The organism is Salinigranum marinum, assembly GCF_024228675.1.
GTDB classification, from domain to species: domain Archaea; phylum Halobacteriota; class Halobacteria; order Halobacteriales; family Haloferacaceae; genus Salinigranum; species Salinigranum marinum.
On record NZ_CP100463.1, the window covers coordinates 15,254 to 35,075 of the forward strand.

19 protein-coding genes are annotated in these 19,822 nt (G+C 64.6%); 9 read left to right on the forward strand and 10 right to left on the reverse strand.

Going from position 1 to position 19,822, the window contains the following annotated elements; translation table 11 throughout:
- Together NKJ07_RS22345 and NKJ07_RS22350 are read right to left on the reverse strand one after the other, a co-directional pair.
- Positions 1-1,002: a cytochrome d ubiquinol oxidase subunit II gene (locus tag NKJ07_RS22345; RefSeq protein ID WP_318571036.1), complete on the reverse strand. Its 1,002-nt coding sequence runs from the start codon at positions 1,000-1,002 to the stop codon at positions 1-3.
- Positions 995-2,422 carry a cytochrome ubiquinol oxidase subunit I gene (locus NKJ07_RS22350; protein WP_318571037.1) on the reverse strand — a complete coding sequence of 476 codons (1,428 nt, stop codon included), beginning with the start codon at positions 2,420-2,422 and terminating at the stop codon, positions 995-997. The genes NKJ07_RS22345 and NKJ07_RS22350 overlap by 8 nt, the downstream gene beginning before the upstream one ends.
- 164 nt (positions 2,423-2,586) lie before the next feature.
- Here NKJ07_RS22350 and NKJ07_RS22355 point away from each other — a divergent pair, with 164 nt between their 5' ends.
- The 3 genes from NKJ07_RS22355 (at position 2,587) to NKJ07_RS22365 (ending at position 5,373) form a co-directional block, all read left to right on the forward strand.
- Entirely contained in the window at positions 2,587-3,438 is an 852-nt protein-coding gene (locus NKJ07_RS22355) for a universal stress protein (RefSeq protein WP_318571038.1), read from the forward strand.
- A 227-nt stretch (positions 3,439-3,665) separates the two neighbouring features.
- Positions 3,666-4,070 (forward strand): IS200/IS605 family transposase, encoded by a 405-nt coding sequence (gene tnpA, locus NKJ07_RS22360; protein WP_318571039.1) that lies wholly within the window; start codon positions 3,666-3,668, stop codon positions 4,068-4,070.
- Position 4,071: 1 nt separating this feature from the next.
- Positions 4,072-5,373 (forward strand): RNA-guided endonuclease InsQ/TnpB family protein, encoded by a 1,302-nt coding sequence (locus NKJ07_RS22365; protein ID WP_318571040.1) that lies wholly within the window; start codon positions 4,072-4,074, stop codon positions 5,371-5,373.
- Between the two features lie 178 nt (positions 5,374-5,551).
- Here NKJ07_RS22365 and NKJ07_RS22370 read toward each other — a convergent pair whose 3' ends face one another.
- Complete coding sequence (locus tag NKJ07_RS22370; RefSeq protein ID WP_318571041.1) at positions 5,552-5,752, reverse strand: DUF8073 family membrane protein; 201 nt, start codon at positions 5,750-5,752, stop codon at positions 5,552-5,554.
- A 233-nt stretch (positions 5,753-5,985) separates the two neighbouring features.
- On the opposite strand from NKJ07_RS22370, the gene NKJ07_RS22375 reads away from it, so the two are divergent.
- Complete coding sequence (locus tag NKJ07_RS22375) at positions 5,986-6,387, forward strand: helix-turn-helix domain-containing protein (protein WP_318571042.1); 402 nt, start codon at positions 5,986-5,988, stop codon at positions 6,385-6,387.
- Between the two features lie 105 nt (positions 6,388-6,492).
- Here NKJ07_RS22375 and NKJ07_RS22380 read toward each other — a convergent pair whose 3' ends face one another.
- Both NKJ07_RS22380 and NKJ07_RS22385 read right to left on the reverse strand, forming a co-directional pair.
- Complete coding sequence (locus NKJ07_RS22380) at positions 6,493-6,879, reverse strand: ACT domain-containing protein (protein ID WP_318571043.1); 387 nt, start codon at positions 6,877-6,879, stop codon at positions 6,493-6,495.
- A gap of 97 nt (positions 6,880-6,976) precedes the next feature.
- Positions 6,977-7,825: a CPBP family intramembrane glutamic endopeptidase gene (locus NKJ07_RS22385; RefSeq protein WP_318571044.1), complete on the reverse strand. Its 849-nt coding sequence runs from the start codon at positions 7,823-7,825 to the stop codon at positions 6,977-6,979.
- A 237-nt stretch (positions 7,826-8,062) separates the two neighbouring features.
- On the opposite strand from NKJ07_RS22385, the gene NKJ07_RS22390 reads away from it, so the two are divergent.
- The gene (locus NKJ07_RS22390) at positions 8,063-8,338 is read left to right on the forward strand and encodes an amphi-Trp domain-containing protein (RefSeq protein ID WP_318571045.1); all 276 of its coding nucleotides are present in this window, start codon (positions 8,063-8,065) and stop codon (positions 8,336-8,338) included.
- Positions 8,339-8,413: 75 nt separating this feature from the next.
- Here the strand turns inward: NKJ07_RS22390 and NKJ07_RS22395 are convergent, their stop codons facing one another.
- Positions 8,414-8,647: a HalOD1 output domain-containing protein gene (locus NKJ07_RS22395; RefSeq protein WP_318571046.1), complete on the reverse strand. Its 234-nt coding sequence runs from the start codon at positions 8,645-8,647 to the stop codon at positions 8,414-8,416.
- 151 nt (positions 8,648-8,798) lie between these two features.
- On the opposite strand from NKJ07_RS22395, the gene NKJ07_RS22400 reads away from it, so the two are divergent.
- Positions 8,799-9,314, forward strand: coding sequence for a hypothetical protein (locus NKJ07_RS22400; protein WP_318571047.1), 516 nt, complete (start codon positions 8,799-8,801; stop codon positions 9,312-9,314).
- Between the two features lie 57 nt (positions 9,315-9,371).
- On the opposite strand, the gene NKJ07_RS22405 is transcribed toward NKJ07_RS22400, so the two are convergent.
- A complete protein-coding gene (locus NKJ07_RS22405) occupies positions 9,372-10,160 on the reverse strand; it encodes a helix-turn-helix transcriptional regulator (RefSeq protein WP_318571048.1) in 789 nt (262 codons plus the stop codon).
- Between the two features lie 206 nt (positions 10,161-10,366).
- Here NKJ07_RS22405 and NKJ07_RS22410 point away from each other — a divergent pair, with 206 nt between their 5' ends.
- Positions 10,367-11,317: a DMT family transporter gene (locus NKJ07_RS22410; RefSeq protein WP_318571049.1), complete on the forward strand. Its 951-nt coding sequence runs from the start codon at positions 10,367-10,369 to the stop codon at positions 11,315-11,317.
- A 691-nt stretch (positions 11,318-12,008) separates the two neighbouring features.
- Positions 12,009-13,742, forward strand: a complete 1,734-nt coding sequence (locus NKJ07_RS22415) for a sensor histidine kinase (RefSeq protein WP_318571050.1) — start codon at positions 12,009-12,011, stop codon at positions 13,740-13,742.
- A gap of 98 nt (positions 13,743-13,840) precedes the next feature.
- Here NKJ07_RS22415 and NKJ07_RS22420 read toward each other — a convergent pair whose 3' ends face one another.
- From NKJ07_RS22420 to NKJ07_RS22430, 3 genes are all read right to left on the reverse strand, one after another.
- On the reverse strand, positions 13,841-14,242 hold the full coding sequence (locus NKJ07_RS22420; RefSeq protein WP_318571051.1) for a hypothetical protein: 402 nt from the start codon (positions 14,240-14,242) through the stop codon (positions 13,841-13,843).
- An 86-nt stretch (positions 14,243-14,328) separates the two neighbouring features.
- Positions 14,329-15,189 carry a hypothetical protein gene (locus NKJ07_RS22425; protein WP_318571052.1) on the reverse strand — a complete coding sequence of 287 codons (861 nt, stop codon included), beginning with the start codon at positions 15,187-15,189 and terminating at the stop codon, positions 14,329-14,331.
- Between the two features lie 493 nt (positions 15,190-15,682).
- Positions 15,683-16,654, reverse strand: coding sequence for a DUF4350 domain-containing protein (locus tag NKJ07_RS22430; RefSeq protein WP_318571053.1), 972 nt, complete (start codon positions 16,652-16,654; stop codon positions 15,683-15,685).
- Positions 16,655-17,304: 650 nt separating this feature from the next.
- Here NKJ07_RS22430 and NKJ07_RS22435 point away from each other — a divergent pair.
- Positions 17,305-18,540: an orc1/cdc6 family replication initiation protein gene (locus NKJ07_RS22435; protein ID WP_318571054.1), complete on the forward strand. Its 1,236-nt coding sequence runs from the start codon at positions 17,305-17,307 to the stop codon at positions 18,538-18,540.
- Positions 18,541-19,822: the final 1,282 nt, after the last annotated feature.

The window sequence follows — 19,822 nt, forward strand, 5'->3', positions numbered from 1 at the left end:
TCAGTACGACTCCGTCGGCTCGACGGGCCCGCTGAACGCGTTGTAGAGGACCGCGAAGTAGGTCAGGACCAGCGGGAGCAACAGCGCGGCCCCGACCGACATGATGTTGAGCGGGAACGTCGAGACGATCGCGTCGTCGACCGAGAGCGACGCGCCGGGGTCGACGACCGGGAACAACAACAGCGCGACGACCGCGACGAGGCCGTACGTCAGGAGGGCGCTCGCGACGAGCGCGAGGAGGTCCTGGTCGCTCCGGAGCGCGACGACGTAGCCGACCGCGAGGGCGACCGAGAGCCCGACGAGCGCGAACACCGGCACGGTCACGAGGGCCGCCGCGAGCGCCGGGGTCGACAGCGCGAGCGCACCGAGCGACGCGACGACCGCGAGGAGATACCCCACGACGGCGCGCTCGCCGTACCGCCGGACGTCGGCCCGGAGTTCGCCGCGCGTCTTCAGCCGCACGAACGCGACGCCGGAGACGACCGTGAGCGCGACGACGGCGACCCCGACGACGAGTCCGGCGGCAGTGACGAGCGCGCCGGTGCCCGTCAGCCAGTTCGCGACGAACACGCCGAGGAGGAAGGGGGCGAGCACACTCCCGGCGACGAACGCCCGCCCCCACCAGCGCTGCCACGCGGGGTCGTGGCGCTGTTCGTACATCTCGGGGGCCAGCCCCCGGAGGATGAGCGCGCCGAGCACGCCGAACAACAGCAGGTAGTTGCGGCTGAAGAGGTTGGCGTACACCGCCGGAAAAGCGGCGAACAGCGCGCCGCCGAAGACGACGAGCCACACCTCGTTGCCATCCCAGAACGGCCCGATCGCCGCCAGGATGGTCTCGCGTTCCGCGGGGTCGTCGCGGGTCCAAAACAGCGCCCCCGCCCCGAAGTCGAAGCCGTCGAGAAAGAGGAACGTCCCGAGCATAAAAAAGACGAGCGCGAACCAGAGGTCGGGGAGGGGGAGGCCGAACAGCGGCTCCGACGCGAACGTCCCGTACTCAGTCATCGCCGGGCACCCCCGTCGTCGGCCCGCCGGCCTCGACCCGCCGCGTCCGCAACTCCTCGGCACCGGGCGGCCCCTCGCGGATGATCCGGAGGATCACGTAGCTGTACAGGGCGAGCAAGGTGGTGTAGACGAGGGCGAAGCCGACGAGCGTCAGCGTCGCCTCCGCGCCCGTGAGCCCCGGGGAGACGCCGTCGGCCGTCTTCAACACCCCCTGGACGACCCACGGCTGCCGGCCCACCTCGGTGACGACCCAGCCGAGTTCCACGGCTAAAATCCCGAGGAGGCTCGACGCCATCAGCGCCTTGTGCAGCAGGTCGTCTTCCAACAGCTCGCCGCGCCACCAGCGGTAGCCGCCCCAGAGCGCGAGCAGGATGAACCAAAAGCCCAACCCCACCATCGCGCGGAACGACCAGAAGACGATCGCCACCGGGGGTGCCTCCGTCTCGAAAGAGTTCAAGCCGCGTATAGTCGCCCGTGGATCGCCGCCGCTGGCCAGCCACGACGCCCCGCCGGGGATGCCGAGCCCGAACAGCTCCTTCGCGCGCGGGTTCGTCAGGTCCTCGAAACTCGTCGGGAAGGCGATGAGGTACTCCGGGACGTACGAGTCGGTCTCCCAGACGGCCTCCATCGCGGCGAACTTCTGCGGCTGGGTCTCGCTGACGTGCCGGGCGTACAGATCGCCGTGGAGCACCTGAAGCGGGGCCGTGATGAGGAGCGCGACGAGCGCGATCTTCAGCGTGGTCTCCCAGAAGTCGACCTCCTGGACCGGGTAGCCCCAGACGTAGTGTTTGAACACGTGGTACGCCGCGACGCCGGCCATGAACAGCGCGACCGACTCCACCGCGGCGTTCTGCATGTGGACGTACATGAACATGAACCGGGGGTTCAGATACGCCGCCATCGGATCGGTGAGGTGGACGACCGTCTGCCCGCCCTGCTGGGCGAGTTCGTAGCCGCGGGGCAACTGCATCCACGAGTTCGCGATGAGGATCCACACCGCCGAGAGCCACGTCCCCGCGGCGACCGCGAGACTGGAGACGAAGTAGAGGCGATCAGAGACCCGCTCGCGCCCGAAGACGAAGACGCCGAGGAACGTCGCCTCCAGCATGAACGCCATCATCCCCTCGATCGCGAGCGGGCCGCCGAACAGTTCGCCGGCGAACGTCGAAAACGCCGCGAAGTTCGTCCCGAACTCGAACTCGAGGACGATCCCCGTCACGGTCCCGACGACGAAGCTGACGGCGAAGATCTTCGTCCAGAAGCGTCGGAGCTGTTCGTATACCCTCGACCCACCGCGGAGCTCCTTCCAGGTGAAGTAGACGAGAAACGGGGCGAGCCCCATGCTCATCACCGGGAAGATGATGTGGACGATGGTGGTGAGGGCGAACTGGAGTCGGCTTGCGATGACTGGATCGACCATGGTTGAGAGAGTGCCGAAGCCGCGCGTTCCTATCTGTTAGAAAGGTCTGGAACGGCCTAAGGGGAGTCTTGGCGAGCGACAACCCCGGGGGAATCGTGGTCGCTCGGTCAGATTGTATTGTATATAGCGTGCAATATTAGTAGGTGGAGAACGAAGGAGAAGACATGCGCATCGTATTCGCAACGGACCTCTCGGACGCGAACGAGGCGGCGATCCGGTCACGAACCTGCCTTGAGTGCCTGAAACGGATCGGCGTCACGGACGTCCACCTCGTCACGGTGGTCCCGGACAACGTCTCGACGGGGCTGCCGGGGATGGATATCGCCTCGGACAGGCAGACAGCCCTCCGAACGCAGCGTGAGACGTTCGAGTCCGAGGGCTTCGACGTCGAGACGCACGTGGCTCGCGGAACGCCCCACCGGCGGATCAACGGCTTCGCCGAACGGCTCCACGCGGACATGATCGTCGTCGGCTCGCGCGGGCAGAGCCCCCTCGAGAACCGGCTGATCGGGAGCACGGCGCGCAACGTCGCCCGAACGGCCGTCCGACCGCTGTTGATCGAGCGGATCGAAAAGCGGGACGGCACCCACGCGGTCGCGAAGGAACACCTGTTCCAACACGTCCTGTTCCCGACGGACTTCTCGGAGAACGCGGCGCGTGCGTTCGAATTCGTCCCGCAACTCGCGGGTGCCACACAGCAGGCCGACCTGTTGCACGTCCGCGGTCGCGAGGAGAGGGACACGGACGTGCAACAGGTCCGCGAGCGCCTCTCGGAACTCGCCGACGACCTCGAAACGACGATGGGGATCGAGACGGGTGTCAACGTCCGCGACGGCGGCGTCGTCGACGAGATCCTGGCCGAGGAGAGTCGCGTGGGGGCCACGGTGACCGTGCTCGGCGCGCGCGGGCAGAGCCGGCTCCGCCGCCTCCTCCTCGGAAGCGTCTCCGAGTCGGTCATCGCACAGGGACACAACAACGTGCTGTTGATCCCGCCGGAGTCGGCGACGGCGCGCTGACCGCGCTCGGGTCAATCAGCGCGCCGTCGGTTGGCGCACGACGAACACACCGTTAGCTGGATATAGGCGCTAAGCCCCCACCCTCAACGGAGCGATCAAAGGGAGCGGAGTAGGGTGGGGATACAGCGCCGCCATCACCTGTTCATACAGCAATACGGTTGCAGGCCCACAGGCCCACGTAGTCGCAATGTTTTTGAATTGGGGTACCACGTAAAAGTACGAACCCAATGGAATACGACCTCGATTCGGGAGCGCATTCGACGTACTCTCTGCACTACCACCTGATACTCACCACGAAGTATCGGCGTGGAGTACTAACCGAGGAGCGAACCCAATTCATTCGCGGGGTCATCAGCGGGTTCACGGACAACTACGGTGTCGAACTGACGAATCTCGACGGCGAGGACGACCACGTTCACATCCTCTTCCGAGCGAAACCAACCACAGATCTTGTAAAGTTCATCAACACGGTCAAGGGCGCGACCGCCCGCCGTATCCGCAACGAGTACGCGGACGAACTGAAGACCGAACTGTGGGGCGATTCGTTCTGGAACGATTCGTACTGCCTCATCTCGACGGGGCAGGTGTCGCTGGATGTGCTGACACAGTACGTCGAGAACCAACGCGAATAGAATGTACTATGCCTACAAGTACCGTCTCAAACCGTCCGACACCCACCGTGAGGAGTTGGACGGCCAGCGGGACATTTGTAGGCAACTGTACAACCACGCGCTTTACCGCTTCAACCAAATCCCCGAGGACACGGGCACGCTCAATCAGCGCGTTCGGTCCATCCGGGACGAGATCCCGTCCCTGAAAGATTGGTGGGAAGGCCTCTCGGACGTGTACTCGACAGTTCTGCAAACGACGGTTATGCGAATCGAGCAGAACGTCAAATCGCTCGGTGGACTCAAGGAGAGCGGCTACGACGTCGGGCAACTCAAGTGGAAGCCGCCGCGGGAGTTCCGCAGTTTCACGTACACCCAGTCTGGCTTCAAGCTCGACAAGAAGGGCGGTCAGACTGTCCTGTCACTCTCGAAACTCGGAGACATACCGATTCGGCTCCACCGCGCCATCCCCGACGTTCACAAGAGCGACAGCTCTTATGCAGCCCATCAGAAATCGGAGATTTCTGAAGACGACGCCAAACTCAAGCAGGTCACGCTCAAGAAGGAACCGACGGGCGAGTGGTTCGCCACCTTCGGCGTCCAAATGGACCGTGAACCGCCCGAACCGCCTGAGAATCCCGAGCGGTGCATCGGTATCGACGTGGGGATTCTCAAGTACGCCCACGACACCGACGGCACGGCGGTTGGGTCGCTCGACCTCTCCGCCGAACGGGAACGACTGGAGCGCGAACAGCGGTCCCTCTCACGGAAGCAACACGGGTCGAACAACTGGGAGACGCAACGGCGGCGGGTCGCGGAGTGTCACGCGGACCTCCGACGGAAGCGCCGTGACTTCTTGCACAAACTCTCCGCCTACTACGCTCGGGAGTACGACCTCGTGGCGGTCGAAGATTTGAACGTGAAGGGGATGCTCGAATCACCGTCAAACAGTCGCAACACGGCGGCAGCGGCGTGGCGAACGTTCCTCTCGTTGCTCGAATACAAGTGCGAGCGTGAGGGGACGCACTTCGTCGCGGTGAACCCGAGAGGGACGACGAAAGAGTGCGCGGCGTGCGGCGTCTCGACGGAGAAGCCGTTGTGGGTCCGCGAACATTCCTGTCCTGCCTGTGGTTTCGAGGCGGACAGGGACGCGAACGCGGCGGGGAACATCCTTTCTCGCGGTCTACAAGATGTAGGAGTGGGACACTCCGAAGGAACGCCTGTGGAGACTGTGCTCCCTGTGGATACACCCGTATCTGCAAAGCGCGTCGTGGAAACAGGAAGCCCTACCCTCAAGAAGCGAACGGCAAAAGCCGTGAGCGAGTAGGGTAGGGTAGTTCACGTCTCTCCCGTGGCTCCCCCCGAGTGGGCGTGCATTCTCCTGCCACTCGCGGTCCCGTGCCGCACGCCCCGTTGTGGTCGTGGGGTCCCCGCGATCACCCGACCTGGGGCCGCACTCCGTCACGCCGCTCGTCGTCGCACCGTCGCGACAGCGCTCGGCCGGCTCACGCTTCCGTTCCCCACTTCCGGTAGAAGCCGACGCTGAACGCCGACAGCAACAGTGCGATACCCAGATAGCGTGCGAACGTCGCCGTCTCACCGTTCAGGACGGCCTGCAGCGAGCCAACGGCGACCAGAAACCCGATGACCAGCGTGAACAGTGCGCCCATGGCGACCCGCGCGTCGGGCTGGAGAACCCCCGTCATCGGTCAAGAGACGGGCCACGAGCCCCTCGCTCTTCGGTTGGCGGACGCCAACCGGCGACGCGACGGGTGCGATCGAGTCCAGCGTTGACAGGTCGTCTTGCCCTCTCGTTGCACGATCGAAAAACGCGTCCGGCTTTTTTCACCCGTTGGCGACCAACTCGGCACGGGTTGTGAAGAGAGTTGTTTGAGTAATGCACAATACTTTTGAAGACGTGGGACGTACCACGAACGAGATGGCATCCTCGATGAGCGACTACCTGCGACAGGACATGGAGTGTGAGGGCCTCATGGAGTGTTTCCACGGGCTCAAAGGGATCGACCGGGAGGTGTTCGCGGTCGTCGCCGCGGCCGACGAGCCGCTGACCGTCGACGAGGTCGCCGACGCGGTCGACCGGGAGCGGTCGACGGCGTACCGGTCCGTCCAGCGACTGCTCGACGCGGGTTTCCTCCGGAAAGAGCAGGTCAACTACGAGACCGGCGGCTACTACCACGTCTTCGAGCTGGCCGACGCGGACGCCGTCGCCGCCGATCTCCAGCGACTGCTCAACGACTGGTACGCCAAGATGGGCCAGCTGATCGGCGAGTACCACGAGAAGTACGACGACGCGGAGGCACGGACCGCCACGGCGGAGTGACGGTCCGGTCCGTCAGCCCGTCTCGCTGACGCTGGGGGACTGGCTGGCGACTCGGCTCGATCGACGGCGACGGCGACGGAGCTGCCGGGCGGCGGCGCGAGTGGATCAGGGCTCGCGGACCTCACAGCCGAGGTCGGAGAGCGTCTCGACAGCGGATGCGGCGTCGTGTTCTCGGACGAGGATGTGGTCCGTCGAGTACGCGGAGAGGACGAAGACGGGGATCTCCGCCTCGGCGAGCGCTGAGGCGACCACGGCCAGGAAGCCGACCAGCTCGAACGGAAGCACGACGTCGAACGTGAACAGCGTCCACCCACGCGTCGCGTCGATCGTCTCGACGTCGCTCAACTGCTCCTCGGGGACGACGTGGGTCGTCTCCCTCCCGTCGTCGATCGTGGCGAACGCCCCGGGCACCTCGCTGTCGGCGGTCACCACGGCGTAGCTTTCCGCCGACACCTCGACGACGCTGTCCGCGAGCACGGCTGCTGGATCCATACGTCCGGTGGGCGGGCCGGAGGGTAATAGCTCCCGCGACGCCGACCGCGCGGGCCCCGTGTCGCCTGGGAGTCGAGGACGCGTCGTAGGCCGCCGGTCACGCCTTCGGCGGCCCGCGGCCGTCGTATCCGAGACGGCCCCGGGTGGCGACGACGAGCAGGAGGGCGACGAGCCAGACGGCCGCGGTGACCGTGACGAGGACGGCCGTCGAACTCTCCCCGAGAAGCGCCTCGAACGGGAGCGGGACGAGGGTGCTGTTGGCCGTGTTGAAGCCGGCGTGCATGAGGAGCGCGAGCAGGACGCTCCGGGTGGCGTTGTAGATCCAGGTCAGGAGGAACGCGAAGCCGACGATGTTCAGGACGGGGAGCACGACCGTGGGCCCCAGGTCCGCAAGCGACGCCAGCCCGGCGAGCGCGCTGGGATTCGTGGCCAACAGCGGGAGGTGCCAGAACGCCCAGACCACGCCGAGGAGGAGCGTCGCCGGGACCGGAGCGTGTCGCTCCTGGAGTCGCGGGAGCGCGAATCCCCGCCACCCCGGCTCCTCGTTGCCCCCGCCGACGAGCGCGACGAACACGTACCCCGTGAGGACCGCCGTGAGCCGACCCGGGAGCACGGCGAGATCGACCGCTGCCCCGAGCAGAACGAGTCCGACGCTCGCCACCGCGACGACGACCACGGGGACGGCGAACGCGGCGAGATACCACCGCGCCGGAACGCGCCAGCGGACGATCGGGCGAGCCCACGCCCGGAGCGAGTCGCCGGCCAGTCGCGTCACGACGGCGGCGGCGACTGCGGGGCCGAAGCCCCCGACGACGAAGCCGACGGTACCGAGGGCGTCGTCCGCGCTGAGGATCGGGAGCGACCACGCGAGCCACGAGATTGCGTACGCGAGCGCGAAAAACGACGCCACGGGCCGCGCGGCGGCGACCGTCCGGAGCTGTTGCATCACCGCCGTCGACCACCACGAGAACGGAGATAAAGACGCCGGGAGCGAGCTGTTCCGCCGGCAGCCGGGGGGACGGGACGGCGGTCGGTCGTACCCTGCGGACGAGCCGCGTGGACGGCTCGTGCGCGGTGCGTCTCATCGACCGGGGGGTCGGCGGTTCGCTCCCCGTGGTGAGTCGATCCGGGTATTTGGCTGTTCGACATAGGTTTATCCGTTCACGGGGACATAACTAGCTGTATGCCCGAAGAAACCCTGTTCAAATCTGAAAACGTCCAGAGTCGTGGCGAGATCGCCGCCTACCTGCGGACGGTGGCCGACAACCTCGAGGCGGGCGAGAGCATCACGCTCACAGCCGGTGACCAGACGGTCACCATGGACCCGCCGTCCAGCCCCACGTTCGAGGTCAAGGCCGAGCGGGAGGGGCCGGCGGGGAAGCCGGGAGAGTTGAGTATCGAGTTCGAACTGGAGTGGGACGAGGACGGCTCCGACGGCGGTCCGCTCGAGATCGAGTGAGGCGAGTCGCCCCAGTCTGGCGGGAAAGAGCCAGGGCTGGGGACGCGACCGGCTGATTCGACCCCGCGAGCGCAGTCAGCGGAACGGGCCGGAGACGACGACGTGGCCGGGTCCGACCACGACGACGGACCGGCCGAAGTACGGGAAACGGACGGTGACGTTCCGTTCGCGTGGGACGAGCCGCTCGGCCACGCCGACGTCGACGCGCCCGTACAGGGGCGGCAGTTCCAGCGGGTCGGTGTCCGTGGCGGTCGCGACGGCCACACAGACCGACGTCTCGTCGGGGTCGAACTCCGTCTCGAACGTCATCGCTGGGCCACTAGCGTGTGCAGGACCGCTCTTGACACACCGATTCCTACGCCGTTTCCGTGACGTCACCGTTCACGTCGGCGCTCTCGGCGATTGAAACGGTGCCACCGGTCACGTCGCCGTCGACCTCCGGGACTGGACCGACTCGATCGTGAGCCGGGAGATGGTGACCGCCGCACGAGCGGTCGCCGGTGACGACGAGTCGAGTGACGACGTCGGTGACGACGATGAGTCGAGTGATGATGAGGTGAGTGACAGCGAAAAGACGAGTGACGACGACGCTGATGATGGCGACGATTCGGCTAACGACGACACTAGTGACGATGATAGTTCGGGTGTCGACAGTGACGATTCGGGCGATGCGACGGGCGACGACGGCGCTGGTGACGGAGAAGCGGCAGGTGACGACGGCGGTGGTGCGGACGACGACACCGATAACGACGACGGAAGTGACGGTGATGGTAGCGATGACAACGACGGCGGTGACGACGATGCGAGCGATAACGACGACGCGGGTGAGAAGGAGGAGACCGACGGCGAGTCAGGCGCCGGCGACGCGGATGACAGCAACACGGACGGCGTCGACACGGGCACCGACGGGGAGGGGGACGACGGCGACGAACCGGACGACAGTGGGGACGACGACGGCGACGAACCGGACGACTGACGGAGAGACGGCCGAGAGCAGCCGGGTGTCGGTACGAGAGGGAGCGACGGGAGAGGCTCACAGTTGCTCGATCGTGAGCGGCTCCGCGGCGTCCCAGTACCGCTCGAACAGGCCGTCCGCCCACGAGCGCACCTCGGGTTCGTCCACGTCGATCGACGCCTGAAGGATGCCCGTGTCGTCGCGCAAGAAGAGGTGAACGACCGAGTCGGCGATCGTCGCGGCCACGGGGATCGGCTCGTCGGCGATCCGAACCGTCGCGCTCTCCGCGGTGAGCAGCTCACGGAGCTGTCGGCGCAGCTGTGAGTCGTCGGCGATCGCGTCGATCGCGTCAGACGAGAAGACGCCCTCGAACCGCTGGTCGCCGGCTTTCGTCCGTTCGGAGATGACGTCGAGGCTCCCCTCGTTGAACGCGTACGAGACGATTCGGACCGTGCTGGCGTCGCCGAGGAGTTCGAGTGCACGCTGCACCGGCGCGTTCGGGCGGATCCGGCTCGGCGTCGTGATCGTCGCCGTCGTCAGGTGTTCGAGGTCGAACGTGATCGACTCCGCCGGCAACCACCGGACGACCGGCCGGAGTTCGGCGTCGGCGTCGAGGATCTCGACCAACTCGCCGAACCCGCGCGAGACGAGCGTACCGGTCACCGTCGCCCGGTACGTGCTACCGTCGCGTTCGATCCAGGCGCGCTCCTCGAAGTCGCGGAGGATCCGCCCGAGCGTCGGCTGTGAGGCACCGGTCAGTTCGACGAGTTCGCGTCGTGTGCGGGGCTCTTCGGCGAGGTAGCCGAGCGCCTCCACGCGGTTCGCCGAGAGCGCGAGGAACTCGATCTCCGCTAACGCCGATTCCATACCCCGGGTTGTGAGGGCGGGGGCTAAACGGCTTTCGAGTCGCGAAACGGTTTCACGCCGTGAACCGTCCGCTCCCCCGGGTCGGGAGTTTCTTCCAGTGAAACGATTTCTGAAGCAACGTATATGCCCGGCTCCCGTACTCCGGGGTAGATGAGTTCACTGACGCGATCACGGATCGTCCCGCCGGGCCGGAGGGGTGACCGCTGATGGGCACGCGCCGTCGGCTCGCGCTGTTCGTCGCGGCCAGTCTCCTGTTGGGAGGGACGTTCGTGGCGGCGAAGGCGGGGCTCGCGTACTTCCCGCCCCTGCTGTTCGTCGCGCTCCGGTTCGATATCGCGGCGGTCGCACTGCTCGCGTACGTCGCCGCGACGTCGTCCCGTGCGGCGCTTCGCCCGACGTCGGTCCGCGATATCGTCGGGATCCTCGCGACCGGCGTGTTCGTCATCGGGCTCGCCAACGCGTTCCTGTTCGTCGGGCAACAGCACGTCTCCAGTGGCGTCGCGGCGATCGTCTTCAGCCTCAACCCGATCCTGACGCCCGTGTTCGCGATGGTCGTGCTCGCGAACGACCGACTGTCGACCCGCGGTGCGGTCGGGATGCTCGTCGGGCTGGTCGGGGTCGGCCTCGTCGTCCAGCCCGATCCGGCGAACCTCCTCGGCGGGGACGCCCTGTGGAAGGGCGTCGTGTTCATGGGTGCGGTGGCCGGCGCGCTGGGGACCGTCCTCATTCGGTGGGCCGACTCGGACCTCTCGAGCACCGTCCGGACGGCGTGGGCGCTCCCGGTGAGCGCGCTACTCACGCACGGCGCGAGTTTCGTCTCGGGCGAACGGATCGCCGCGATCACGTGGACCCCGAGCGCGGTCGTCGCGCTGGGATACGTCGGGATCTTCGCGGGCGCGATGGCGTACATCGCCTACTTCGGCCTCCTCGACGAGGTCGGCCCGATCCACGGGAACCTCGTGTTCTACGCCGTGCCGATCGTCGCGACCCTCGGCGGGGTGGCCCTCTTGGGCGAGTCGATCTCGGCGCTCACGCTCGTCGGCTTCGCGACGATCTTCGTGGGGTTCGCCATCCTCGCCAGCGAATCGATCGCCGCCGAGGTGGCGGAGCGGTACCCCGTCGTCGTCGCGCGGATGGCCTCGAAAGACCTCGTCTGATCGGGCATCCCCGTCCGGACGTGGGGGAGCAGTCGACCACGCCGAACGGGCGAGAACGGAAGGAAAACGGAAGGAGAGCGGTGGCGAGAGGGGCAGTCTCGCCACGGGGGCAGGAGCTCGATGCCGACAGGGCGGCTGTCGGCGGTGATGGCTACCGTCCCCGGCGTGATAGTCCCGGTGGAGGCTACGACGCCGGCTTGAGTCACCCCGTCACACACCGTCACGGATGGGGATGCGCGGTCGGAGCCGGGGTGCCCAAAGCTACTCGTGTCTCTCCGCCGTGGACTGTGGACGATGGACGACCCGGATCACGAGGACGACGACGAAGACGACGAGGACCGGATCAACGAGCCACTCGACCGCGTGATCGACTTCCTCGCGACGTACCTCCCCTGACCGACCGTCCACGGCGTCGCAGTCACCGACGGAATCGCCACAGCCGAGCCGCCGTGGGTCGGTCGAAGAGCGTGAGTCGGGGGAGGAACGACACGGCTTCGCGCGCCCGGAGCGGACCGCCTTCGGGACCCACCCGGTGTCCGGACCAGTACACGGGCTGATAATCGGCGGTCAACGTCGAAACCACCACAGGAACGTTTATTACGCATATCGAACGAACAAAGGGACAGACGACGCCCTGATATCAGTTCATGAACCGTCCCGGAATGGAGTATGAGACGAGAGTTCCGGTCGGATGACCGGCGGACAGTGGGCGTACTCCCCGCACGTCGTCCCGTTTCTCGTCTCCGCGCTCGTCTCGACGGTTCTGGCCGTCTACATCGCTCGGCATCCACGGACGGATCTGACGGACCGGACCGCGCTGACGCTGACCGTGCTGTTGGTGCTGGCGGCGGAGTGGTCGGTGGCCTACCTGTTCCGGTTGATCAGCGTGGGGCAACAGGCCAAGCTGACCTGGGTGCTGGTCGAGTACGCTGGCTCTGGCTTTTTGCCCGTCGGCTGGTTCTTGCTGGCCGTCGAGTACGCCGGTTACGGCTCGCGTCTCACGCCGCGCCGAGTAGTCTTACTCACGATCGAGCCCTTCCTGGCGTTCCTCTTGGTCGCGACGAACCCCACTCATCAGCTGATGTGGACGGACGTCCAGCTCGCTATGGTAGGCTCGATCACGGTTCTCGACCGGGCGTTCGGTCCGTGGTTTTACCTCCACATCGCGTACTCGTACACGCTGATCGTCGTCGGGAGCGTCCTCTTCGTCAAGGCGTTCGTCGGGTCGGAGCGCCCGTACCGAGGGCAGATCGCTGCGCTGACCGGAGCGGTAGTCGCGCCGTTCGCCGGAAACGTCGGGTTCGTCTTCGATCTCGGCTTCTTCTCCCGGATCGAGTTCACCTCGGCGGGGTTCACCGTCGCGTGCGCGTTCCTCGCGTTTGCGATCGTTCGCTACCGCCTGCTCGATCTGACACCGATCAGTCACGCGGTCACCGTCGGGAACATCCGAGACGCGTACGTCGTGGTGAACCGGGAGCATCGGGTCGTCTACGTCAATCCCGCCGCCGGCGAACTGTTCGACGTCGATCCCGGCTCGATCGGGGGCTCCGTGGAGGCGACCCTTCCGATACCGACCGAACTGTTCGTCGAGTGGGAGTCGGAGCCGATCCGCCGTGAAGTCGTGATCGAACGCGAGGGAGAAAAGCGCTACCTCGACGGGGTCGTGACGCCGATCGTCGGCTCACGGATGCGCGGGTGGTCGGTGATCTTCCGGGACGTCACGGAACGCCGCAAGCGCGAGCGCGAGCTCCGGCGACAGAACGAACGACTGGACGAGTTCGCGAGCGTCGTGGCCCACGACCTGCGGAACCCGATGAACGTCGCTCAGGGACGGGTGGCGCTCGCTCGGGAGGGGTCGGAGAACGAACACCTGGAGATCGCCGCCGAATCCCTGCGACGCATCGAAACCATCATCGACGATACCCTGACGTTGGCCCGGCAGGGGAAGTCGGTCGGCGAACTGGAGTCGGTCGGCCTCCAGCCGGTGGTCGAACAGTGCTGGGGGATCGTCTCCACGGCCGACGCCGAACTCACGGTCGAAGGGACTCTCACGGTCCGGGCGGACCCCGGACGGCTTCGACACATCGTGGAGAACCTGCTCCGGAACGCGGTCGAACACGGTGGTGACGACGTGACCGTGCGCGTCGGCCCGCTCGCCGACGGCTTCTACGTCGAGGACGACGGCCCGGGCGTGCCGGACGAGATCCGTGGGGCGGTCTTCGAGCCGGGGTACACCGACAGCCGGGGTGGAGTCGGTCTCGGGCTGACGATCGTCAAACGGATCGCCGAAGCACACGGGTGGAGTGTCACGCTCACGGAGGGTCGCAAGCGCGGTGCCCGGTTCGAGTTTACCGGCGTCGACGTGGCCTCCTCGGGGCCGCGTGAGCCGGCTGGGGACGGGGGCCACGAGTCCCGGACGGAGTGAGTTCGGGAGAGGCGACCAGCCGGGTCGCATGGACACACTGTGGCTCGCAGCTGTCGCCCGCCGATCCCACCGGAGCCGTCAGTGTCGTCGGCGACGACCTACTCGGAACGGGTTCGGTCCGAACCGACCGGTGCGATGTACGCGTTCTTCCAGGCGTCTCCCTCACGCCACTGCCAGTAGTAGTACCGGTACGACCGCTCGTCGGTTCGTTTGGTCGTCTTCACCGTGACGTAGGCTCCGCTGGCCGGGACGTCCTCGTACTCCGTCGGATCGGTGGAGACGCCGCGTTCGCGGAGCGCCGCGAGTTCCGCCTCGCCGACCGCGTCGGCAGCCCGGCGACGGTCGCGGTCGTGCTGGCGGCGGTGCCGTTTCCACTCGGCGAGTCGGCGCGCGTACGCCGCGACCGTCTCCAGCCGCTCGGGAGACTGCTTCGCGAGCGGTTCGACGAGATACGTCGGCAGATCCGGTTCGGGCGGGCGTTCGGGCGGCTCCTCGTCCATAGTTACCCCACAACGCCGACAGATATCACTCTGTGGGGTAATCCGGGTCTCTCTGGGAGTTCCGGGCGACGAGGAACGCCAACCGATCACCGCGGCAGGACCGGTCGATAGCCGCCGAGTCGGCGGAGGCCGTACTCGACGCCCCCCGTGGCGAGGAGGATCCCGAGGAAGAAGAACCACCCGCCGAAGTAGAGCGCGTGCGGGTCGTCGACGCTCGCCGTGAACTCCGCACGGACGTCCAGCAGGACGAACACCGACAGGAGACCGGCTGGAGCGACGAGGACGTGCCGAACGAGGAGGAACAGCGGGACCGCGGCCAGGATCCACATACCGACGGCACCGAACGGATACAGGATCGAATCGAAGCCGCCCGAGGCCGTCACGCCGAGGCGGGAGGCGAACCACACCATCGCCACGGCGTGGACGAGCCCCCCGGTCGCCGCGACGGTCGCCGCCCGCCGTCGGGAGGTGGGAACCGACAGCCAGGGCGGCGGCGCGCGTACGTCCGGAAGCCAGTCTCGCGTGGTTCGCACGACGTACTCGAACAGGCCGATGAAGAGGAAACAGACGGTCCAGACCGACGCGTTGGTCATGTAGCGGACGATGTACAGTCCGTTCTCCACGACGGTGATGCCGGTCGGTTCGGCGAGGCGTTCGAGTTCGGCGACGTCACGGAACGTCGGGCCGGGCGGCGTCAGTTCCACGCCGAGGACGTAGCCGGTCGTCGCGACGAGGCCGACGAACGGCGCGACGAGGCGGTATCGGAGAGCCAACCACACCGGGAGCGACGCGACGAGAGCGAGACCGCCGTAGCGCCAACCGGCTCCGACGGCGGTGTACGCCGCGGGTCCGACCGTATATCCGAGAGCGTGAGCGACCGCGAGCAACCCGACCGCGTGGCCGGCACCGACGAAGAGGCTGATGAGGAGTGATCGCCTGGAGGGCATGAGTCGTTTTCCCGCCGCCGGCCGCTTCTGTCTTGTCCCGTCCGTCCCGTCGAGGACGCCGCGTCGGCGACCCCGACTGCGAGGGCGGAACGGGACTGTCCGACGGCCGAACGCGGGCGCGGATGGGGGTCTTTCGGAGACGTTCAATTGTATATTTGATACAATACTAATCCGACGGAAAGTCGAACCTCGTCCTCCGATCCACGAACGGGTTCGGTTCGGTTTGGTTCTCGCCAGAGAACGGACACGCGGTTCGAAGGCGTTCGATCGACATGCTCGAACGCCGATTCGATCGACTGACCCCCAAATCCGACGCGTTCTCATCGGGAGGGTCAGTACGTACGCGGGAGAGTTGGCACGTACGTCCGCGACCGTCGATCGAGTACGGAGTTCGGCGAGGAACGGGAATCTGGTGTTTAGTCGGGCAAGTATAATGTAAATAGTAGCCAATAGTGGACAATAGTAATACCCGGCAGTTTCGAGACAACGCCCGTCAAGCGGGCTGGTCGTCGTCGCGTGCGGCCTCCTCGACGGCCGCGGCACCGGTTCGCTCGCCGCTGACGAGGAACTCCACGAGGAACGCGGCGAACCGTTCGTTGTCCCCGACGGCGACGCGCTCGGTCCGGAGGAACGAACTGTCGCCCAGGATGACCACGTTCGCCCGTTCTCTGTGGACGGCGACGGGGTGAGCGGCCGTCCCGTCGGTGCCGGACTCCTGCGTGTTCGGGGTCGCTCGCAGGAGCACCGTCCCGCCGCGGGCGTGGACCGACGCCGCGGTGAACATCGTGACGCTGTCGAGGTCGAGTCCCGACTCCGATGTCGGCTCCGCGACGACGTGTCTGTAGTTGCCGCCGTTCGTCTCGGAGTTGTAGAGGTACTCGGTCCCGAGACTCGCGTCGTACCGCGCGGCGAGCGCGGTGAGCGCGCTCTCTTCGGCGCTAAACGAGGTGGCGAGGAGCGTGCCCGACGGCTGCACGCGGGTGGGTTCGCCGACGAGTAGCAGGTGGCCCCCTTCGCGGGTGAACGTCCTGACGGTGGCCACCTCGTTGCGCTCGAACTCCTCCGCCGGGTCGACGACGACGAAGGCGTTCGCGTTCGACAGCGCCTGGTCGAGCGTCCGGCTGCCGTCGTGGAACCGGACGCTGTAGCCGACCGACGTCACCGCCTCGACGAGCGGGGCGAGGTCGGCCCGGCCGATCCGGTTCGAGTGGCTCCGGTCGATGACGACGACCCCGCTGCGGGTGCCGGCGCTCGCGGCCACGTCGATCTCTCCCTCGGCGGGAGCCGGCGTGGCCGCCAGGCGTTCGGCATCGTACTCCGGCGTCGCGAGCGGTGCTCGATCCGTCGGGCCGGCGGTGGCGTCGGGGGCCGCGAACGCGAACGACGCCGCAACGACCAGAGCGACGGCGAGCGCGGCGACGGCGAGCCGTTTCGCGAGCGCCACGCCGAGTGTTCCGGCCGTCATGCTCGGACTCCGTCGTGGGAGCGGCAAATACCTTCCGACGGACGTTAGCTCACACTCCATGGGTTCCGAAGCAAATCTTGGTCGTGCGGCCTCTAGCGAGTGATTTCTATCGGATCACAAGCAGCGGATATCACGGTCAGACGCTAATCGAACAAGACGTTGACAGTCAATGCGCTAGGACGCACGGGTTAGAGGTATCCAACCCTCTACTATCTAACCCTCCACTATTTCCGAAGCTTTTGCAGTCGCCTCCGATACGCACACCCTCACACCACCATTTCCGAAGCTATCTTGGGTGGCAAAAGGAGCGACCTTAGAGAAATATGCACCGCTTGCCGCAACAGGTGGTCAGTTACACTGAAATTATGATAATATAGTTACCTATCAATAAAATAATATGGGACGTCTCGGACACTACGGGTCATCTTCACAAGAATTTGTTTTAGTTCTTCTCATACAATGGAGCCACGAGAGACGAGGGGACGTTGGTTTGAGCGAAAGCTTCGGAAACGGTGGAGTGAGAGTGTTATATATACAAACGAGCTTCGGACACCACGGTGGTGAATTAGTATTTAAACGTTCGAGCTTCGGACGCTTAGGAAGCTACGGAAGCGGTGGTTTTATGTCGTCCTCACGTGAGGACGGTCCACATGGGCATGTTCCAGCGGGACCACCAGGTGTTCGCTGACGCCGAACCCCTCGACGACTCTTACGAACCCGAGGACATCCGCGAACGTGACGAAGAACTCGAGAAATACAAGCGTGCCCTCCAGCCGATCATCGATAACCGCCCCACATCCAATATATTCCTCTACGGAAAGACGGGAACGGGTAAGACAGTCGCGACGAAGTTCATGCTCTCTCATCTCGAGGCCGATGCCATCGAGTATGATGACGTCGATCTCTCGACCGCCTGGGTCGGTTGTGAGAACCTCTCCTCGTCGTACCAGGTTGCTGTTGCTCTCGTGAACGAACTCCGTCAGCAACGTGATAAAGACCGAATCAGCACGACCGGATACTCTCAGCAGCGTGTGTTCGACATCCTTTACGAGGAACTCGATGCGTTGGGCGGCACAGTAGTAATTGTACTCGACGAGATCGACAATATCGGCCACTCCGACGACATCCTGTACGGCCTCCCTCGAGCACGGTCGAACGGCTACGTTGAGAACGTCAGACCGGTGATCGTGGGTATCAGCAACGACTTCCAGTTCAGAGATAGCCTCTCACCGAAAGTCAAAGACACGCTTGCTGAGAAGGAGATTCTGTTCCCACCATACGATGCGAACCAGCTTCGATCGATCTTGGAACCCCGTGCGAAAAAAGCGTTTCACGAGGGGGTGCTTAAGAAGGATGTCGTGCCGCTGTGCGCCGCATTTTCCGCACAGGATACGGGATCGGCCCGGCAAGCAATCCGTCTCCTCCGAGAGGCAGGTGAACTCGCACAAGCAGCGGGTTCAGATACCGTAACTGAGGTTCACGTTCGGGATGCACAGGACGAAATCGAAAAGAACCAGCTCCACGAGGGAATGCAGGAACTGACGACACAGGGACACGCTGTCCTCTGTGCGCTCTCGTATTACCAAGCCAAGGACGAAGTTCCCGTCCGATCTCGCGATCTCTACGACCGATATCACAAAATCTGTGAGCGGCTTGATGCCGATAGTGTGAGTGAACGTCGTGTTCGGGACCACCTTTCGGATCTCAATATGCTCGGGCTCATCAACGTGTACGAACGGAACGAGGGCCTTTCAGCCGGCAGATATCACGAATACGAACTCGATGTTCCGCTGAACGCTGTCCTCGAAGTTCTCCTCTCGACGTCAAGATTTGCGGACGTCGCGAACATTATCCAGTCCACTGCCAATGATAACAACCGGTTTTGACATCTCCGAGTACTAATCGCACTCGTCTATTTCGAGTTCATTTCAATACTATTCAGTATAAGAAAACTTGGACTACTGGCTGTTGATTAGCTCCGGAAATGGTGGAGGGGGAGATAACTCAACGAACTAATATGCGAAGCTCCGGAAGTGGTGGAGGCGGAATTACAAGCGCAGAAAGCTTCGGTAACGCTGGAGATTTATCGGCTAGTTCAGTTTCATCTCTTCGTCTGAATCCGGGCTCCTTGAGAGGTGTCACAAGCTGTGTAACCTCAATAGCAACGTTGCTGATCGACTCTTGCGCGAGCTGGGACTCTCTTGCAGGCATCTAGTTAGCTTCGGAAATGGTGGTGGGTCGAAACTGTATTCGAGAGCTTCGGAAACGGCGGAGGGGCAACCTCAAACCCTGCGATGATTTAACCATTCATGACCGGTTGACGCGCTCTCCCCGATAGACCGTATTCAGTGCTTCCGGCCGCAGGCGACCGCTCGAGATGTTGTTACCCCACCAATCCACACGTTCTGCAATTGTGGGGTAACACCGATAGGAGAGCGGGTACGCTATCGTCGTGAGCGAGTTCGAGAGATCACGCCGGTGTTGGAAACGAACCGCGGTGGGGGCAGCTGTCACACGGGTGTTGCTCCGGTCGGAGAGACTCCCAGTCGGAGTTAGCCCGATCGCATCGTGTTGATCGTGCCAGTCGTGTTCCGCGTGTTTCGTGTGTTCTGTGTGTTAGGTATGTTAGGCGTGTTGGCTCGGGTGTGCCCGAAGAAGTCCGGCGGAGCCGGATGGAGAGGTGGACAGTCGGCCATGGGAACTCCCGAAGCCGGTCAACTACGAGTCGGTTCGGTACCCGACACCCTCCCCCCAGTGTTTCCAGTAAACGGCCACGAGCGGAGGGGGAGACGATATCGCGAGTTATTTTCACTAGGTATTCAATGTGTGAGAACTTTCTTTTTCCGAGGCTACGGACCACATCGCTTGTTAACATAATAAATCTTTTGTCTAATTCTTTGCTATTCACAGACCAGGGGGGTACCTTCGGAGCCGTTTACTGGAAATAGTGGGGAGGGGGTGTTCGGCCGATCGTGTTCGTTTTCACCCTTCGCTGTCTGTCGGTTCTGTTCTATCAGCATATTAGTGGAAACAGTGGTGTCCCTCTAATATATAAGCATCTACTTACTGGAAATACTGGAACCGGGTGGTTCCGTACGTGGACTCGTCGCACTCCGAAGCGAGTCGCATTTACTGGAAACGGTGGGGTGGGGTCACCCCACCCGACCG

Coding starts and splice junctions, on each gene's coding strand:
- NKJ07_RS22345 (WP_318571036.1), bottom strand. CDS start 1,002: ATGACTGAGTACGGGACGTTCGCGTCGGAGCCGCTGTTCGGCCTCCCC.
- NKJ07_RS22350 (WP_318571037.1), bottom strand. CDS start 2,422: ATGGTCGATCCAGTCATCGCAAGCCGACTCCAGTTCGCCCTCACCACC.
- NKJ07_RS22355 (WP_318571038.1), top strand. CDS start 2,587: ATGCGCATCGTATTCGCAACGGACCTCTCGGACGCGAACGAGGCGGCG.
- tnpA (WP_318571039.1), top strand. CDS start 3,666: ATGGAATACGACCTCGATTCGGGAGCGCATTCGACGTACTCTCTGCAC.
- NKJ07_RS22365 (WP_318571040.1), top strand. CDS start 4,072: ATGTACTATGCCTACAAGTACCGTCTCAAACCGTCCGACACCCACCGT.
- NKJ07_RS22370 (WP_318571041.1), bottom strand. CDS start 5,752: ATGACGGGGGTTCTCCAGCCCGACGCGCGGGTCGCCATGGGCGCACTG.
- NKJ07_RS22375 (WP_318571042.1), top strand. CDS start 5,986: ATGGCATCCTCGATGAGCGACTACCTGCGACAGGACATGGAGTGTGAG.
- NKJ07_RS22380 (WP_318571043.1), bottom strand. CDS start 6,879: ATGGATCCAGCAGCCGTGCTCGCGGACAGCGTCGTCGAGGTGTCGGCG.
- NKJ07_RS22385 (WP_318571044.1), bottom strand. CDS start 7,825: ATGCAACAGCTCCGGACGGTCGCCGCCGCGCGGCCCGTGGCGTCGTTT.
- NKJ07_RS22390 (WP_318571045.1), top strand. CDS start 8,063: ATGCCCGAAGAAACCCTGTTCAAATCTGAAAACGTCCAGAGTCGTGGC.
- NKJ07_RS22395 (WP_318571046.1), bottom strand. CDS start 8,647: ATGACGTTCGAGACGGAGTTCGACCCCGACGAGACGTCGGTCTGTGTG.
- NKJ07_RS22405 (WP_318571048.1), bottom strand. CDS start 10,160: ATGGAATCGGCGTTAGCGGAGATCGAGTTCCTCGCGCTCTCGGCGAAC.
- NKJ07_RS22410 (WP_318571049.1), top strand. CDS start 10,367: ATGGGCACGCGCCGTCGGCTCGCGCTGTTCGTCGCGGCCAGTCTCCTG.
- NKJ07_RS22415 (WP_318571050.1), top strand. CDS start 12,009: ATGACCGGCGGACAGTGGGCGTACTCCCCGCACGTCGTCCCGTTTCTC.
- NKJ07_RS22420 (WP_318571051.1), bottom strand. CDS start 14,242: ATGGACGAGGAGCCGCCCGAACGCCCGCCCGAACCGGATCTGCCGACG.
- NKJ07_RS22425 (WP_318571052.1), bottom strand. CDS start 15,189: ATGCCCTCCAGGCGATCACTCCTCATCAGCCTCTTCGTCGGTGCCGGC.
- NKJ07_RS22430 (WP_318571053.1), bottom strand. CDS start 16,654: ATGACGGCCGGAACACTCGGCGTGGCGCTCGCGAAACGGCTCGCCGTC.
- NKJ07_RS22435 (WP_318571054.1), top strand. CDS start 17,305: ATGGGCATGTTCCAGCGGGACCACCAGGTGTTCGCTGACGCCGAACCC.